At 72.6% G+C, this 16,559-nt stretch carries 13 protein-coding genes; 7 read left to right on the forward strand and 6 right to left on the reverse strand.

Going from position 1 to position 16,559, the window contains the following annotated elements:
* Positions 1 to 9: 9 nt before the first annotated feature.
* On the reverse strand, positions 10 to 2,130 hold the full coding sequence (locus AB0F89_RS12455) for an alpha-galactosidase (protein WP_367135653.1): 2,121 nt from the start codon (positions 2,128 to 2,130) through the stop codon (positions 10 to 12).
* Positions 2,131 to 2,248: 118 nt separating this feature from the next.
* Between AB0F89_RS12455 and AB0F89_RS12460 the strand changes: the two genes are divergently transcribed.
* The 5 genes from AB0F89_RS12460 to manA all read left to right on the forward strand — a co-directional run bounded on the left by AB0F89_RS12460 (position 2,249) and on the right by manA (position 8,712).
* The gene (locus tag AB0F89_RS12460) at positions 2,249 to 4,696 is read left to right on the forward strand and encodes a glycoside hydrolase family 2 protein (RefSeq protein ID WP_367135655.1); all 2,448 of its coding nucleotides are present in this window, start codon (positions 2,249 to 2,251) and stop codon (positions 4,694 to 4,696) included.
* Positions 4,693 to 5,517 carry a LacI family DNA-binding transcriptional regulator gene (locus AB0F89_RS12465; protein ID WP_367135657.1) on the forward strand — a complete coding sequence of 275 codons (825 nt, stop codon included), beginning with the start codon at positions 4,693 to 4,695 and terminating at the stop codon, positions 5,515 to 5,517. The genes AB0F89_RS12460 and AB0F89_RS12465 overlap by 4 nt, the downstream gene beginning before the upstream one ends.
* A gap of 10 nt (positions 5,518 to 5,527) precedes the next feature.
* A complete protein-coding gene (gene mgrA / locus AB0F89_RS12470; RefSeq protein ID WP_367135659.1) occupies positions 5,528 to 6,508 on the forward strand; it encodes an L-glyceraldehyde 3-phosphate reductase in 981 nt (326 codons plus the stop codon).
* Positions 6,509 to 6,642: 134 nt separating this feature from the next.
* A complete protein-coding gene (locus AB0F89_RS12475; protein ID WP_367135661.1) occupies positions 6,643 to 7,599 on the forward strand; it encodes an ROK family protein in 957 nt (318 codons plus the stop codon).
* A gap of 9 nt (positions 7,600 to 7,608) precedes the next feature.
* Entirely contained in the window at positions 7,609 to 8,712 is a 1,104-nt protein-coding gene (gene manA / locus AB0F89_RS12480; protein WP_367135663.1) for a mannose-6-phosphate isomerase, class I, read from the forward strand.
* An 87-nt stretch (positions 8,713 to 8,799) separates the two neighbouring features.
* Here manA and AB0F89_RS12485 read toward each other — a convergent pair whose 3' ends face one another.
* From AB0F89_RS12485 to AB0F89_RS12495, 3 genes are all read right to left on the reverse strand, one after another.
* Positions 8,800 to 9,471: a lytic polysaccharide monooxygenase gene (locus AB0F89_RS12485; RefSeq protein WP_367135665.1), complete on the reverse strand. Its 672-nt coding sequence runs from the start codon at positions 9,469 to 9,471 to the stop codon at positions 8,800 to 8,802.
* Positions 9,472 to 9,722: 251 nt separating this feature from the next.
* Complete coding sequence (locus tag AB0F89_RS12490) at positions 9,723 to 10,130, reverse strand: nucleoside deaminase (RefSeq protein WP_367135667.1); 408 nt, start codon at positions 10,128 to 10,130, stop codon at positions 9,723 to 9,725.
* Complete coding sequence (locus AB0F89_RS12495) at positions 10,127 to 10,960, reverse strand: LLM class flavin-dependent oxidoreductase (protein ID WP_367135669.1); 834 nt, start codon at positions 10,958 to 10,960, stop codon at positions 10,127 to 10,129. The genes AB0F89_RS12490 and AB0F89_RS12495 overlap by 4 nt, the downstream gene beginning before the upstream one ends.
* Positions 10,961 to 11,053: 93 nt before the next feature.
* On the opposite strand from AB0F89_RS12495, the gene AB0F89_RS12500 reads away from it, so the two are divergent.
* Positions 11,054 to 11,500 carry an Lrp/AsnC family transcriptional regulator gene (locus tag AB0F89_RS12500; RefSeq protein ID WP_367135671.1) on the forward strand — a complete coding sequence of 149 codons (447 nt, stop codon included), beginning with the start codon at positions 11,054 to 11,056 and terminating at the stop codon, positions 11,498 to 11,500.
* A gap of 190 nt (positions 11,501 to 11,690) precedes the next feature.
* On the opposite strand, the gene AB0F89_RS12505 is transcribed toward AB0F89_RS12500, so the two are convergent.
* The gene (locus AB0F89_RS12505; RefSeq protein ID WP_367135673.1) at positions 11,691 to 12,560 is read right to left on the reverse strand and encodes an alpha/beta hydrolase family protein; all 870 of its coding nucleotides are present in this window, start codon (positions 12,558 to 12,560) and stop codon (positions 11,691 to 11,693) included.
* A 282-nt stretch (positions 12,561 to 12,842) separates the two neighbouring features.
* On the opposite strand from AB0F89_RS12505, the gene AB0F89_RS12510 reads away from it, so the two are divergent.
* On the forward strand, positions 12,843 to 15,464 hold the full coding sequence (locus AB0F89_RS12510; protein WP_367135675.1) for an exo 1,3/1,4-beta-D-glucan glucohydrolase: 2,622 nt from the start codon (positions 12,843 to 12,845) through the stop codon (positions 15,462 to 15,464).
* A gap of 184 nt (positions 15,465 to 15,648) precedes the next feature.
* On the opposite strand, the gene AB0F89_RS12515 is transcribed toward AB0F89_RS12510, so the two are convergent.
* Positions 15,649 to 16,551, reverse strand: coding sequence for an EamA family transporter (locus tag AB0F89_RS12515; protein ID WP_367135677.1), 903 nt, complete (start codon positions 16,549 to 16,551; stop codon positions 15,649 to 15,651).
* Between the last annotated feature and the right edge of the window lie 8 nt (positions 16,552 to 16,559).

The raw sequence follows: 16,559 nt of genomic DNA on the forward strand, positions 1-16,559 counted from the left end.
ACTACTGCGCTACACGGCGGTGGCGCGCACCAGCACCAACCGCTCCGGGTACAGCACCGGCGCCTGCACGCCGGCCGTGTCCAGCACCCGGCCGGGCAGCGTCACGCCCTCCGGTCGCCACCAAGGCAGGGCCACGCCCCAGTCGTGCGCGTTGCCGTCCGGGACGTCACCCGGCGCCAGCGGCCGCACGTGGTAGCGGCGGTCGGCGGACAGGCCCGGCAGCCGCACCGCGCCCGGCGGGTAGTACTGGGAGGTCTCCAGGGCGACGATCGCGAACACGGCGTCCGAACCGTCCTCCGCCACCACGCCGTGCACCTCGATCGCCGGGTCGGGGTGGTCGCCGTGCACCGCCACCCCGCTGTGCAGCAACGGCCGGAGGGACTTGTACAGCGCCACCCACGACGCCAGCCGCTCCACGTCCGCGGTGGACGCCGCCGTCAGGTCCCACTCGATGCCGAAGTGCCCGAACAGCGCGGTGCCGGCGCGGAAGTCGATGGGGTGCTGCCGGTGCGTGGTGTGCGACGTGCCCGCGCCGACGTGCGTCCCCATCAGCTCCAAGGGGATCAGCGCGTTCGTCCACCGCTGCGTCGACTGCCGCTCCAGCGCGTCGATGCAGTCCGACACCCACACCCGGTCGGTGCGCTCCAGGATCTCCAGGTCCACCCGCCCGCCACCGGACGAGCACGACTCGATCTCCACGTCCGGGTGACGCCGGCGCAGTTCGTCCAGCAGTCGGTACACCGCCAGCGTCTGCCCGTGCACGCCCGCGCGCCCGGTCGGCCGGTGGCCCGCGTCGACCAGGTCCCGGTTGTGGTCCCACTTCAGGTACGACACCGGGTAGCCGGACAGCAGGTCGTCCAGCCGTTCCAGGACGTGCGCGAACGCCTCCGGCCGCGCCAGGTCGAGCACCTGCTGGGACCGCGCCGCACCGGGCAGCCGGTCACCCGCCGCCATGATCCAGTCCGGGTGCGCCCGCGCCAGGTCGGAGTCCGGGTTGACCATCTCCGGCTCGACCCAGATGCCGAACTGCATCCCCAGCCCGGTGACGTGGTCGGTCAGCGGCCCCAGCCCGTCCGGCCACACCTCGTCCGACACGTACCAGTCGCCGAGGCCGCGCCGGTCGTCGCGCCGCGACCCGAACCAGCCGTCGTCCAGCACGAACCGCTCCGCGCCGACCGCCGCGGCCGCGTCCGCCAGCGCCTTCAGCCGGTCCAGGTCGTGGTCGAAGTACACGGCCTCCCACGTGTTCACCACGACCGGGCGCGGTGTCGTCGGGTGCGACGGGCGGGACCGCAGGTGCCGGTGGAACCGCGCCGACACCTCGTCCAGGCCGTGCCCGTGGGAGGCGTACTGCCACGGCGACGCGTACGACTCGCCCGGTCCCAGCACGACCTCGCCGGACAGCAGCAGCTCGCCGGACCCGAGCAGGGACACCGAGTGGTAGGTCCGCTCGGCGAACGTCCGGTGGTTGCCGGACCAGGCCGTGTGCACGGCCCAGACCTCGCCGGACCGGTTGCCGAAGCCGGCGGTGCCCGCGGCGAGCAGGTACGCCGAGTCATAGCCGGTCCGCCCGGTCCGGTTCTCCCGCACCCGCAGCCCCTGCGTCCACCGGGTCCGCTGCGGGCTGCGCTCGCGCGCCCACCGCCCGGTGAAGTCCAGGATCTCCACGGCCTGCGGCGGCGCCGGGAGGGTCAGGTTCACCGCGTCCACGGCGAAGTCCGACGACCCGGTGTTGGTCAGCACCGCCCGCTGCCGCACGAGCCCGGACGGGGTCAGCTCGACGACCAGCTCCAGCCCGAGCCCGGCCGCCTCGTCGACCGCCCGGACGACCGGGCCGTCCACCGAGACCACCCGGAAAGCGGTCGAGAAGTCCCGCCCGGCGCGGTTGCCGACCACCCCCGGCGTGCCGAGCCACCCGGCCGACTGCTCGGGCAGCACGGCCACGCCGACCGCGCCGTCGACCGAGAAGCCGATGGGGTGCGGCGCCTGCGCCAGGAGCACCGCGCCCAGTTCGTCCGGATCGAGTTCGCCCAGGTCGGCACCCCAGTGGCGGACTCGCGGCAGGGCGCCCCCGGAGAAGTCGAGCACCAGGCTCACACCGGCTGCCCGCAGGTGCTTCAGGTCTGCCACTTGTGGTCTTCCTCTCTGGCGGTGAACCTCGTTGACTTACTTTAGTTGCTGGCGTAAGAATCGCCATACCTTGATGGTCGCACGGCAGAAACCCACCGCCGCCGGGAAAAGAGGAACGATGATCCGCACGACCTTGCACGACGGGTGGCGCCTGAGCGCGGTGGGCGGGCCGGTCCCGGCGGCCGTCGCCGACCGCGAGGTTCCCGCCGTCGTTCCCGGCAGCACGCACCTCGACCTCCTCGCCGCGGGCCTCATCCCCGAGCCGTACCTGGACACGAACGAGACCGAGCTGGCCTGGATGCACCGCGCCGACTGGCGCTACGCCCTCACCTTCGAGGCCGAGGCGGCCGGGGGCGGCGAGAAGGTCGAGCTGGCGTTCGACGGCCTGGACACCGTCGCCACCGTCGAGCTGAACGGCCACGTGCTCGGCCGCACCGCGAACATGTTCCGCTCGTACCGCTTCGACGTGCGCGGGCACCTGCGGGACGGCGCGAACGAGCTCGTCGTCACCTTCCGCTCCGCCCTCGCCCACGCCGAGGAGCAGGAGGAGGCGCTGGGCCGGCGGGACCGCGCCTACCCGCACCCGATGAACGCCGTCCGCAAGATGGCCTGTTCGTTCGGCTGGGACTGGGGCCCCGACCTGCAGACCGCGGGCATCTGGAAGCCGGTCCGGCTGGAGCGCTGGACCGAGGCGCGGTTGGCGCAGGTCCGCCCGCTGGTCACGGTGGACGAGGACGGCACGGGCCGGGTCGAGGTGCACGTGGCGGTCGACCGCGCCGCCGCCGACGCCGACCTGACCGCGATCGCCACCGTGGACGGCGTCGAGCGGCGCGTCCGGGTCGAGGGCGACTCCGCCGTGGTGACCGTCGAGGTGCCGCGGGTCGACCTCTGGTGGCCCGTGGGTTACGGCGACCACCCCCTCTACGACCTGCACGTCGTCCTCCAGTCCGGTGGCGAGGACGTGGACGGCGCCGAGCGCCGCATCGGCTTCCGCACCATCACCGTGGACACCGAGCCGGACGAGATCGGCGCCCCGTTCACCTTCGTCGTGAACGGCAAGCCGGTGTTCGCCAAGGGCGCGAACTGGATCCCAGACGACCACTTCCTCACCCGCGTCACCCGCGACCGCCTGGTCCGCCGGGTCGAGCAGGCCCTCGACGCCAACATGAACATGCTCCGGATCTGGGGCGGCGGCATCTACGAGACCGAGGACTTCTACGACGTCTGCGACGAGCGCGGCGTGCTGGTCTGGCAGGACTTCCTGTTCGCCTGCGCCGCCTACGCCGAGGAGTCGCCGCTGTGGGAGGAGGTCGAGGCCGAGGCGCGCGAGAACGTCGCCCGGCTGACCTCGCACGCCTCCCTGGCGCTGTGGAACGGCAACAACGAGAACCTGTGGGGCTTCGCCGACTGGGGCTGGCAGGAGCAGCTGCGGGGCCGCAGCTGGGGCCTGCGCTACTACACCGAGCTGCTGCCCTCGATCGTCGCCGAGCTGGACCCGACCAGGCACTACTCGCCCGGCAGCCCGTACAGCCCCGGCGACCTGCACCCGAACGAGGACACCCACGGCACGCGGCACGAGTGGGAGGTGTGGAACCGGGTGGACTACGCGCACTACCGCGACGCCACGCCCCGGTTCTGCTCGGAGTTCGGCTTCCAGGGGCCGCCGACCTGGACGACGCTCACCGAGTGGGTGCACGACGAGCCGATGACGCCGACCTCGCCCGCGTTCCTGCTGCACCAGAAGGCCGAGGACGGCAACGGCAAGCTGGCCCGCGGCCTCGCGCCGCACCTGCCCGCGCCCACCGCGTTCGAGGACTGGCACTGGGCGACCCAGCTCAACCAGGCCCGCGCGGTCGCGTTCGGCGTCGAGCACTTCCGCTCGCACTGGCCCCGCACGGCGGGCGCGCTGGTCTGGCAGCTCAACGACTGCTGGCCGGTCACCTCGTGGGCCGCGATCGACGGCGACGAGCGGCCCAAGCCGCTGTTCTACGCGCTCAAGCACGCCTTCGCGCCCCGCCTGCTCACCGTGCAGCCGCGCGACGGGGTGGACGCGCTGATCGCCGTCAACGACACCGACGAGGTCTGGACCAGCGAAGTCGTCCTGGAGCGCCAGACCTTCGCCGGTGACGTGCTCGCGGCGGTTAAACTCCCGCTCGACGTGCCGGCCCGTTCGGTGGCGCGGCTCGACCTGGCGGCCGACTTGGTCACGCCGGGCGACCCGGAGGGGGAGGTGCTGGTGGTGAGCACGGCCGACGCGCGCGCCGCGCACCTGTTCCGGGAGGACGTCGACCTGTCCTACGACCCCGCGCCGCTGACCGCCGAGGTGCGCCGGGTGGCCGAGGGCTACCGGGTGGACGTCACCGCGTCCTCCTTCGCCCGCGACGTCGCCGTGCTGGCCGACCGGGTCGCGCCGGACGCCGTCGCGGACGACACCCTGGTGTCGATCCCCGCCGGCGGGACGCACTCGTTCCTGGTCCGGACCGCGACCGAGGTGGCCGACCCGTCGGCGTTCACCGGCCCGCTGGTGCTGCGCTCGGCCAACGGCCTGTGCGCGGTGCGCACGTGACCACCGGCTCCGTCGGCCTCGTCCTGGCCCGCCCCGCGCGGCTGCTGGGCGCGGAGCCGTTCTTCATGGAGTTCATCGCGGGCATCGAGGAGCGGCTGGCCGAGCGCGACCGCTCGGTGCTGCTGCACATCGTGTCCACCGAGGACGCCGAGATCGCCGCCTACCGCCGGTGGGCGGCGGGCGGCGTGGTCGACGCGGTCGTGGTGGTGAACCGGACGGTGGACGACCACCGCCCGGCCGTGCTGCGGGAGATGGGCCTGCCCGCGCTGTACGTCGGCGAGCCGGACGAGCTGGCCGTGCCCGCCGTCCGCACCGACGACGCCGGTCCCGTGCGCGAGGCGCTGGCGTACCTGCTCGACCTCGGGCACCGCCGCGTCGCGCGGGTCAGCGGCCCGGAGACCCTGCTGCACACCCGCGCCCGCACGGCCGCCCTGCTCGAAGGCTGCGCGGAGGCGGGCATCGAGCCCGTGGTGCTGGAGGGCGACTACTCCGAGGAGTCCGGCGCCAAGCTCACCACGGCGCTGCTCAACGCGCCCGAGCCGCCCACCGCGATCCTGTACGACAACGACGTGATGGCCGTCGCGGGCCTGAACGCCGCCAAGGAGCTGGGCGTCACCGTGCCCGACCGGCTCAGCCTGGTCGCCTGGGACGACTCGTCGCTGTGCCGCCTCGCGTCGCCCGCCCTGACCACGATGAGCGTCGACGTGCACCAGTTCGGCGTCAGCGTGGCCGAGTCGGTGCTGGAGCTGGTCGACGGCGTCGAGGTCGCCGAGCGCTGGTCGCCCAGGCCCACGCTCATCGCGCGGGAAAGCACTCGTTAAAGGGACACCGATGACCTACGACGCCGCTTCGGCGCGGTACGACGCCATGCCCTACCGCCGGTCCGGTCGCAGCGGGCTCAAGCTGCCCGCCGTGTCGCTCGGCCTGTGGCACAACTTCGGCCACGACAAGCCGCTGGACGGCCAGCGGGCGATCCTGCGCCGCGCGTTCGACCTGGGCGTGACGCACTTCGACCTGGCCAACAACTACGGCCCGCCCGCCGGCGGCGCGGAGGAGAACTTCGGCAGGCTGTTCGCCGAGGACTTCCGGGCGCACCGGGACGAGGTCCTGGTGTCCACGAAGGCCGGCTACCACATGTGGGACGGCCCGTACGGCGAGTGGGGCTCGCGCAAGCACCTGATCAGCTCGCTGGACCAGTCGCTGGCCAGGCTGGGCCTGGACCACGTGGACATCTTCTACCACCACCGGCCGGACCCGGAGACTCCGATCGAGGAGACGATGGGCGCGCTGGACGCCGTGGTGCGGCAGGGCAAGGCGCTGTACGTCGGCATCTCGAACTACTCGGCGGAGCAGACGCTGGAAGCCGCGCGGGTGCTGCGCGAGCTGGGCACCCCGCTGCTGATCCACCAGCCGTCCTACTCGATGCTCAACCGGTGGGTCGAGGACGGGCTGCTGGACGCGCTGGCCGAGGTCGGCGCGGGCAGCATCGCGTTCTCGCCCCTGGCGCAGGGGGTGCTGACCGACCGCTACCTCGACGGCGTGCCGGTCGACTCGCGGGCGGCGGGCGCGTCGCCGTTCCTGTCCGAGGCGAACCTGACCGAGGCGACGCTGGCGAAGGTGCGCGCGCTCAACGACGTCGCGAAGCGGCGCGGGCAGACGCTGGCGCAGCTCGCCATCGCGTGGGTGCTGCGCAACGTCACGTCGGCGCTGATCGGCGCTTCGAGCGTGAAGCAGCTGGAGGACAACGTCGCCGCGACGGCGAACCTGGCGTTCGAGGCCGACGAGCTGGCCGAGATCGAGCGGCACCTCTGACCTCCCCGCTGACGACGCCCGTCCACAGTGGACGGGCGTCGTCGCACTCCTCAGGTGAACCGCTTCAGTTCAGGTAGTCGCTAGAGTATCGCCACCCCTTGACGAGGCTGTGCTTAACCGCTTAACTACGTCGCATGGGGCAAGCAATCGACCCGGTCGCGGTCGCCGTCGACATCGGCGGCACCAAGCTCGCCGGGGCGCTGGTCGGGGTGGACGGCGCCGTGGTGGCCCGCCGCACCACGCCGACGCCCGCCGGTGACGCCGAGACCGTCTGGCGCGGCCTCGCGGGCGTGCTGGGCGAACTCCTCGCCCTCGCCGCCGGTCGCGTCGTGCTCGGCGCGGGCATCGCCTCGGCCGCCCCGATGGACCTGCGCACCGGCACGATCAGCCCGGTCAACATCCCCGGCTGGCGCGACTTCCCGATCACCGCGCGGGTCGGCGACCTGCTGCCCGGCCTGCCGGTGCGGCTCGGCGGCGACGCGCTGTGCATGGCGCTGGCCGAGCACCACCACGGCAACGGCCGGGGCAGCGAGTGCCTGCTCGGCATGGTCGTGTCCACCGGCATCGGCGGCGGGTTCGTGTTCGGCGGCCGGCCGCACTTCGGCGTCACCGGCAACGCGGGCCACGTCGGGCACTTCGTGGTCGACCCGGCCGGCCCGCCGTGCGGCTGCGGCGCGAACGGCTGCTCCGAGGCCGTCGCCAGCGGGCCGTCGATGGTGCGCTGGGCGTTGGCGCAGGGCTGGCAGCCGCCGGGCGGCGCCGCGGACGGCGTCGCGCTGGCCGCCGCCGCGCGGGCGGGCGACCCGACCGCGCGGGCGGCGTTCCACCGCTGCGGCGCGGCCGTCGCCCAGGTCATCACGGTCGCCGCCGCGCTGTGCGAGATCGACCGCGTGGTCATCGGCGGCGGTGTGGCGCAGGCGTGGGACCTGCTCGAACCCGCCGTCACCGGTCCGCTCGCGGACCACGCGGGACTGGACTTCATGCGCCGGGTCGACGTGTGCCCGGCGACGTTGGGCGTCGACTCCGGCCTGATCGGCGCGGCGGCCCTGCTCGCCGACGAACGGGCCCCGTCCGTGCCCGCCCGGATCTGAGGGAACGCCGTGCGCAAGCTGGACACCGTCATCCGCGAGTACCACTGGGGTTCGCGGACCGCGCTCGCCGACCTGCTCGGCGAGCCGTCGCCGAGCGCCGCGCCGCAGGCCGAGCTGTGGGTGGGCGCGCACCCGGACGACCCGTCCCGGCTGGCCGGCAGCGGCGTGCCGCTGGACGCCCACCTGGCCGCCAACCCCGCCGGGCTGCTCGGCCCGCGCAGCCTGGCCGCGTTCGGCCCGCGCCTGCCGTTCCTGCTGAAGGTGCTGGCCGTGGACGCGCCGCTGTCGCTGCAGGTGCACCCGGACCGCGAGCAGGCCGCGGTCGGGTTCGCCGAGCACGGCTACCGCGACGACCGGGCCAAGCCGGAGGTCCTGCTCGCGCTGACCGAGTTCGAGACCCTGTCGGGCTTCCGCCACCCCGCCGACGCGGTGGCGCTGCTGGACGTGCTGGACCTCCCGGCACTCGCGCCGCTGCGGGCCGCGCTGTCGGTCGGCGACACGGGGGGCGCGTTGCGCTGGGCGTTGCACACGGCCGACGCCGACCTGGTCGTCCAAGTGGCCGGCGCGGCGGCCCGCGTGCCCGCGCTCGCGCACATCGCGCCGCTGGCCGAGGTCTACCCGGCGGACGCGGGCGTGGTGGCGGCGTTGCTGCTCAACGCGGTGACGCTGCGGCCGGGCCAGGCCGTCCACGTCGGCGCGGGCGTGCTGCACGCGCACCTGCGCGGCACCGGCGTGGAGCTGATGGCGAACTCCGACAACGTGCTGCGCGCCGGGCTGACCACCAAGCCGGTGGACGTGCGCGCCGTGCTGGCGCTGGTCGACCACAGCAGTGGCCCCGCCACCGTGCTCGACGGTGAAGGCGAAGGTCCACTGAGGACTTACCGGACGCCGGACCCGGAGTTCCGCCTGCACCGCGTGCGGCCAGGGGCCCTGCTGCCCGGCGACGGGCCTCAACTCCTGCTGTGCACCAGGGGTTTCATCGCCGTCCGCCGTGCGGGCGAAGAGGTGGCGCTGGCCGGCGGCGAGTCGGCCTTCCTGCCGCACAGCCCGGACGCGGCCGAGGTCGCGGGCGACGGCGAGGCGTTCTGGGCCACCACGAACCTCCCCGGCTGAACCGGGGAAAGCGCACGGGTGCGGTGGTTGGTGGTCCACCGCACCCGTGCGCCGGTCTTCCGCTACTGCCTCGCGAACCGCCCGGTGCTACTGGAAGTTCACGTCACTGCAGAGGTAGTACGCCTGGTCCATGTGGCTGGCCTGCCAGATCGTGAACACCACGTGGCGGCCGGTGCGGCTGCCCGCGTTCACCTGGGCCTGGTAGAGGCCGGTGGTGCCGTAGCGGCCGGTCGAGGTGACCAGCTCCAGGTCGCTCCAGCGCAGCGGCGTGGTGGCCGTGTTCACGCCCTGGCGGGTGATGTAGATGCGGAGGTAGTCCGCGCCGTGCCTCGCCTGGTCCGTGATCGTCAGGGTGAACTGACGCGGCTTGTTGGCGACGTTCCACGCGCCGACGGCGTCGAGGGACCGGTACCGGCCACCCTCGGCCAGGCCACCGCTGCAGAGCTGGCCGTTCGGCAGGGCGCCCTGGTGGTTGCCGCCGACGCCGTTGCGGTACAGGCCGTTCCAGTTCCACATCGTGTTCGGGTCGGCCTTCCAGGCCTGGGCGCACATCGGGTCGGTCTGACCCATGTTCGGGTTCAGGTGGTCGCTGCCCCAGCGCTGGTAGCAGCCGTAGTTGCGCGACGGCGGGTCGGTGACCGAGCCGTGAGCGCTGGCCACGCCCGACGTGCCGACCAGGGCCACGAGGCCGGCGGCGAGGACCGCCAGGACCGAGCTGAAGACGCCGATTACCGAGCGGAGACCGCGTCGGAAGGTCATGTGTGTGTCCTCCACGTTGAGGATGTGCCGCCTACAGGGACTGGGAGCGCTCCCAGATCCCAAGGTAGCGAACCGGGCACAATCTGTGAACCCCATGTCCGGACGAAGCTTTTTCGTTCCGGACAGTCACCCGATCGGCCCCGCCCACACCCCCAACCGCGCGTGTCCAACCCTCAGAACGCGAGAGTCCAACGCTCAGAACGCGAGAGTCCAACGTTCGGAACACCCGAGTTGAGCACTGGGAACACCCGTCAGCGGTAGTAACCGGCCACCGCCGCGCTCGCCTCCTCCAGCAACGACGGCCCCTCCTGCGGCACGGGGGCGAAGCCGCCGCCCGGCTTCAACGCGTTGAGCTGTTCGGTCGACAGGGCGTACACCACCCGGCCCAGCCCGGACCGCTCGATCGCGCCGACGCACATCCCGCACGGCTGGCAACTGGTGAACATCGTCGTGCCGGCCGCCACCTCCGGCGCCAGTTCCCGCGCCGCCCACCGGGCCAGCTTCAGCTCCGGGTGCGCCGTGATGTCGCCGTCGGTCACGCTGGTGTTGCGCTCCTCCGCCAGCACCTCGCCGCCCGGCCCCACCAGCAACGAGCCGAACGGCGGGTTGCCCGCCTCCCTGGCCTCGGTCGCCAGCTCGATCGCCCTGCGCAAGCTCATCGGAACTCCTTCCGCACGGTGGCCAGCGCCTGCCATGCCACTTCGGGGTGAACGGTCTCCTGCGGATCGCCGACGAACGGGTCCAGCACCACGGCCTCGGCGCCGAGCGAGCGCAGCTCCGCCAGGTCGCCGACGACCTGGTCCACCGTCCCCTCGCCCAACCGCCGCTCCGGCCCGACCTCGTCGGACGTGATGTTCAAGAGGATGCGAGGGGTCAAGGCGGGCAACGGCTTCCCCTCCGCCTCCGCGATGGACCCCAACCGCCCCACCGCCTCCCGGAACGCCGAAGGCGTGAGGCGCAGGCCGTGCCAGGCGTCCCCGAGCCGGACGGCCCGCCGCAGCGCCGCGTCGGAGTGCCCGCCGACCCAGATCGGGATGCGCCCGGCCCGGTAGTCGGACGCGTCCGCCCACGCCGACCGCAGCACTCGCAGCCCCTCGTCGGTCAACCGGCCCCGGTCGGCGAACCGCACGCCCAGGGCCTCGTACTCCTGCCGCGCCCACCCGACCCCGACGCCGAGCACGAACCGCCCGCCGGACAGCTCGTCCAGGTTCGCCGCCATCCGCGCCACCAGCAGCGGGTGCCGGTACGGCAGCACCAGCACGGTGGTCCCGAGCCTGATCCGCGACGTCACCCCGGCCAGCCACGCCAGCGCGGTGAACGGCTCGTAGAACGGGGCCGGGTACTGCTCGGCCACGTCCGGCGTCACCGCCACGTGGTCGGACACCATCAACAGGTCGAAGCCGAGCCCCTCGACCGTCAACGCCCACCGCCGCAGCACCTCCGGTGAGGTCCCAGGGCCGAAGTTCGGCACGTTCACACCGATTTGCACGACGCCAACACTAGGCCGCCGACCGCCCGTCTTGAAGAGAATCCCACCGGTCTGAAGCCTGGAAAGCCGTGGATTCCCCGGTAATATCGGCCGATGACCGCAAGTCTCGATCCGACCGACTGGGCCATCCTCGGCGAGCTGCAGCGCGACGGCCGGATCGCGCTCAGCGAGCTGGGCCGCCGGGTCAACCTCAGCGCCTCGGCCACCACCGAACGCGTCCGCCGGCTGGAGTCGACCGGCGTCATCACCGGCTACCGGGCCGAGGTCGACCTGGGCCGGGTCGGCTACGCGGTGCTCGCCGTCGTCCGCCTGAAGTACCCCGGCAACCGGCACGAGCCGCTGCACGCGCTCCTCGCCGAGCGCCCGGAGATCCTGGAGTGCCTGCGCACCACCGGTGACGACTGCTACACGCTCAAGGTCGCGGCGACGTCCATGGCGCACCTGGAGCAGGTGGTCAACGACCTGACCGGCTTCGGCAGCACGACCACCAACATCGTCTACAGCCAGACCCTGCCGTACCGGGGCGTGTCCGCCGGCTAGGCCCACGACGAGGGCCGCCGCCGGTGCGGCGGTCTCGTCGTTGAGACCCACCACGCCGACGGCGGCCCGTGTGCCCGTAACGCCCGCCGCGCGTTACGGGAACTTCAGCACTCTCGCCGATCAGGTTCTGGGAGCGTTCCCAGATCCCGAAGGTAACGCACCGGTAATCACTCTGGCAAGCGCTTTCCGGCTACGAGTGCGGGCAGGTGTCGCGGTACTCCGAGATGGCCGTGCCGCGCGGCGCGGGGCAGAGGAACTGCTCGTACCGGGTGTCGTCGTCGATGAACCGCTTGAGCCAGGCGATGCTGTACTTGGCGATCGTCGTGTTGGCCGAGTTCGGCGCGAAGTGGCTCGCGCCCGCCAGTTCCAGGTACGCCTTGTCCAGAGTGGACGGCAGGCCGGTGTAGAACGGCTCGGAGTGCGACGTCACCGACGCGACCGAGTCGTCCTGCGCGCCGACGACCAGCGTCGGCGTCCGCACGGTCGACCACGTCTTGGTGGTGTTCCACGCGGTGAGGGGGATCGACGCCTGCAGGGTGGGTCGGTCCTCGGTGGCTTCCAGCGCGCCGCCGCCGCCCATCGAGTGGCCCATCACGCCGAGGCGGGACGGGTCGATGCGGCTGCGCACGCTGCTGCTGGTGGTCAGGTAGTCCAGCGCGGCCAGCAGCTGGTCGCCGCGCGAGGACGGCTGGTCGTAGCGGGAGTTGGTGTCGATGATGAAGATGACGAAGCCCTGCGAGGCCAGTCGCGGCCCGAGCCAGGACAGGCTGGACTGGCTCGCCGTGTAGCCGGGCGACACGGCGACCGCGCCGAACGTGCCCTCGGCGGTGCTGGTGGGGTAGTGGATGGTGCCGCCGCCGAAGCCGCGCGCGCTCAGCGACGACACGGTGGTCTGGCTGGTGGCGAACGGCCCGCGGGTGGCCTCGATGCTCGAAGTGGACGGAGCCGGTCCGCGTTCGTACGGGTTGTCGGCGGCTTGGGCGACCGCGCCGGACGTGGTGAGGGCGACCGTCGCGGCGAGGACCAAGGCGCGACGGGACAGGGGAGACCTCGGGGACATGGTGTGCTCTTCCAGCGTGGCAAGGACTTGGCGGGGAGAGTCCTGAGTGGACCTTGCTTACCGCGACCGAGTCTGACCCACTACCTACTCCGGAGTCAAGTAGTTGGTCCGACACGCTGCGTGACGTGAATGAGTTTCACTTCCGGAAACCGGGAACCAAGGTCGAGACCGTAACTCCGACCTGCGAGGAAGCGCTCCCACGGAGGTCTTGACCATGTCTGGCGGGGTAACGAGGATCGGGCGCGACAGAGCCGTCGCCCCTGAAGACGAACGGAACCGCCGATGTCCCGCAGACACCTGAGCGCCGCGCTGGCCGCGGTGCTCGCCGCCGGTCTCATCACCGGAGGCGCCGCCAGTGCCTCCCCGGAGTCGAAACCACGCCAGCCGGTCATCGGTGAGCCGCGCACCGAGCACGGGTGCGCCCGGATCGAGAAGAACCTCCCCGAGCTGGCCGAGTGGCCGAGGGTCGACAGCCGGGTCAAGTCCAACCCGGCCGACGAGCGGCGCGTCAAGAAGATCCTCGCCGACATGACGCTGGCCGAGAAGGTCGGCCAGATGACCCAGCCGGAGATCGCCGCGATCACCCCGGACGAGGTGCGCGACTACGGCATCGGCTCGGTCCTCAACGGCGGCGGCTCGTGGCCGAACCGCGACAAGCACGCCGCGCCCGAGGCGTGGTTGTCGCTGGCCGACGCCTACTGGGACGCCTCCAAGGCCAGCCGCACCGAGGTGCCGGTGATCTGGGGCATCGACGCCGTGCACGGCAACAACAACGTCTACGGCGCGACGGTCTTCCCGCACAACATCGGCCTCGGCGCGGCGCACGACCCGTGCCTGATCCGGGACATCAGCGAGGCGACCGCCGAGCAGATCCGCGCCACCGGCCAGGACTGGGCGTTCGCGCCGACCCTGGCCGTGCCGCTGGACGACCGGTGGGGCCGCACCTACGAGGGCTACTCCGAGGACCCGCGGATCACCCGCGCCTACGGCTACGAGGCCGTCCGGGGCCTCCAGGGCAACGGCAAGCGGCGGGTCGACGTGCTCGCCACCGCCAAGCACTTCATCGGCGACGGCGGCACGCTCGGCGGCAAGGACCAGGGCGTCAACCCGTCCTCCGAGGCCGAGATGATCAACGTGCACGGCCAGGGCTACTACGGCGCGCTGGCCGCCGGGGCCCAGACCGTGATGGTCTCGTTCAACAGCTGGACCAACGAGGAGCACGGCATCGACGAGGGCAAGCTGCACGGCAGCAAGCTCGCGGTGGACGACATCCTCAAGGGCAAGATGGGCTTCGACGGCCTGGTGGTCTCCGACTGGAACGGCATCGGCCAGGTCGCGGGCTGCACCAACGCCAGCTGCCCGCAGGCGATCAACGCGGGCATCGACGTGGTGATGGTGCCCAACGACTGGAAGGCGTTCATCGCCAACACGATCGCCCAGGTCGAGGGCGGCCAGATCCCGATGGCCCGGATCGACGACGCGGTGACCCGCATCCTGCGCGTCAAGCTCCGCTCGGGCGTGCTGGACGGCGAGAAGCCGTCGCGGCGCGACCACGCGGGCAGGGCCGACGCGCTGGAGGCTCGCAAGCTGGCCCGGGAAGCCGTGCGCGAGTCCCAGGTGCTGCTCAAGAACGACGACCGGGTGCTGCCGCTGAGCCCGCGGTCGAAGGTGCTGGTCGTCGGCAAGAGCGCGGACAGCCTGCAGAACCAGACCGGCGGCTGGACGCTGACCTGGCAGGGCACCGGCAACACCAACGCCGACTTCCCCAACGGCACCACCATCCTCGGCGGGCTCAGGGAAGCGCTCGGCGAGCGGAACGTGGTCTTCAGCGAGACCGGCGACGTCGACCCGGCCGGGTTCGACGCGGTGATCGCGGTGATCGGCGAGACCCCGTACGCGGAGGGCGTCGGCGACATCGGCAAGCGCTCGCTGGAGGCGGCGAAGCTCTACCCGAACGACCTGGCCGTGCTGGACAAGGTCAGCGGCAAGGGCGCGCCGGTCGTCACGGTCTACGTGTCCGGCCGCCCGCTGCACGTCAACAAGGAGCTGAACCGCTCGGACGCGTTCGTGGCGGCGTGGCTGCCCGGCACCGAGGGCGGCGGCGTGGCCGACCTGCTGGTCCGCGGTCGGCACACGTACCCCGGCTTCACCGGCGCGCTGTCGTTCTCGTGGCCGCGCAGCGCCTGCCAGACCCCGCTGAACCCGGGCGCGGAGGGGTACGACCCGCTGTTCAAGCCGGGTTACGGCCTGCGCTCCTGGCAGACCGGCGACCTCGGGCAGCTGGACGAGTCCTCGCCCGAGTTCGGCTGCTCCGGCAACGGCGGCGGCGGCACCGCGACCGAGGACCTGGAGGTGCACGTCCGGACCGACGTCGCGCCGTACAAGAGCTTCATCGGCTCGCCGGAGAACTGGGGCGGCACCGAGCTGGGCCCCGACGGCGAGGCCGCGCACGGCGAGATCAACGTCGTGCCGGCGGACGTCAACGTGCAGGGCGACGCGATGAAGACGACGTGGACCGGCACCGGGCCGGGCCAGCTCTACCTCCAGGACCCGGCGGGCGGCTCCGACCTGCGCGGGTACCTCAACGCGAACGCGGCGCTGGTGTTCGACGTGATCGTGCACCAGGCGCCCGCGGCGCGGACCGTGGTGAGCACGCACTGCCAGTACCCGTGCTTCGCCGAGGTCAACGCGACCGGGGTGTTCACCGGCCTGCCGACCGGCGTGAAGTCGACGGTGAAGATCCCGATCTCCTGCTTCGGGCAGGGCGGGCTGGACCTGGAGAACGTCAACACGCCGTTCCTGGTCTACACCGAGGGCGCGTTCCAGGCGTCGTTCGCGAACGTGCGGTGGGTGCCGAAGGCGGCGGCCGACCCGGACGCCAAGACGTGCGCCGAACTGGCGTGACGTGACGGGAGGGGGCGGACCCGCGACGGGTCCGCCCCCTCTGCGCGTCAGTACCCGACGGCTGCCCGGCGCACGCCCGCGCGATCGGCTTCAACGCCTCCGGGAAGTCCGGCGCCTCCTCGACCGCGTGCCCGTGCGGCGTGAGGAGCGTGGCCGTGCCTCCGCGACCACCCGGCGGCCGACGTCACCGAAGGCTCCGAACACGGTGATCCGCACGGTTGTCCTCCTCCTTGTCCGCTGTCCTCACCTGAGCCGCGACGAGCGCGCCCAGCACCACCACCGCGCCGAGCACCTGCGACGCGGTCAACCCCTGGTCCAGCACCAGCCAGCCGACGAGCGTGGCCACGACCGGGCTGAGCAGGCCGAGGAACGTGACCCGGGTGGCGGCCAGCACCCGGATGCCGCGGAACCACAGGGCGTAGGACAGCGCGCCGCCGACGACGCCCAGGTACGCGAAGCCGCCGACGTTCGACGCGGTGAGCGCCGGCGGCACGCCCTCGACCAGCAACGTCACCGGCAGCAGCACCAGTCCGCCCGCCACCAGCTGCCACCCCGTCACGGCCAGCAGCGGCGCGGGCGAGGTCCAGCGCTTGCTCAGCACGACGCCCACCGCCATCACCACCGCGCCGCCGAGCGCCGCCGCCACGCCGACCGCGTCCAGCCGGGCGTCGGCCCGCAGCACCAGCAGCGCGACGCCGACGACGCCCGCGATCCCGGCGAGCGCCGTGCGCGTCCGCAGCCGCTGCCCGAGCAGCGCCACCGCCAGCCCGGCGACCACCAGCGGCTGCACCGCGCCGACGGTCGCCGCGACACCGCCCGGCAGCCGGTACGCGGCCAGGAACAACAGCGGCAGGAACGCGCCGATGTTGAGCGTGCCGAGCACCAGCGAACGCCACCACCAGTCGCCGTGCGGCAGCCTGCGGGTGAGCGCGACCAGCAGCAACCCGGCGGGCAGCGCCCGCAGCAGGCCCGCCAGCAGCGGCCGGTCCGGCGGCAGGTGCTCGGTGGTGACGTAGTACGTCGTGCCCCACGCGGCGGGGGCGAGCGCGGTCACCCATTTGCTTAGCACTAAGACAAAGTAGCTCATCGCTAAGG

This window comes from Saccharothrix sp. HUAS TT1 (assembly GCF_040744945.1).
Lineage (GTDB): Bacteria > Actinomycetota > Actinomycetes > Mycobacteriales > Pseudonocardiaceae > Actinosynnema.

Coding starts and splice junctions, on each gene's coding strand:
- AB0F89_RS12460 (WP_367135655.1), top strand. CDS start 2,249: ATGATCCGCACGACCTTGCACGACGGGTGGCGCCTGAGCGCGGTGGGC.
- mgrA (WP_367135659.1), top strand. CDS start 5,528: ATGACCTACGACGCCGCTTCGGCGCGGTACGACGCCATGCCCTACCGC.
- AB0F89_RS12475 (WP_367135661.1), top strand. CDS start 6,643: ATGGGGCAAGCAATCGACCCGGTCGCGGTCGCCGTCGACATCGGCGGC.
- AB0F89_RS12485 (WP_367135665.1), bottom strand. CDS start 9,471: ATGACCTTCCGACGCGGTCTCCGCTCGGTAATCGGCGTCTTCAGCTCG.
- AB0F89_RS12490 (WP_367135667.1), bottom strand. CDS start 10,130: ATGAGCTTGCGCAGGGCGATCGAGCTGGCGACCGAGGCCAGGGAGGCG.
- AB0F89_RS12500 (WP_367135671.1), top strand. CDS start 11,054: ATGACCGCAAGTCTCGATCCGACCGACTGGGCCATCCTCGGCGAGCTG.
- AB0F89_RS12505 (WP_367135673.1), bottom strand. CDS start 12,560: ATGTCCCCGAGGTCTCCCCTGTCCCGTCGCGCCTTGGTCCTCGCCGCG.
- AB0F89_RS12510 (WP_367135675.1), top strand. CDS start 12,843: ATGTCCCGCAGACACCTGAGCGCCGCGCTGGCCGCGGTGCTCGCCGCC.
- AB0F89_RS12515 (WP_367135677.1), bottom strand. CDS start 16,551: ATGAGCTACTTTGTCTTAGTGCTAAGCAAATGGGTGACCGCGCTCGCC.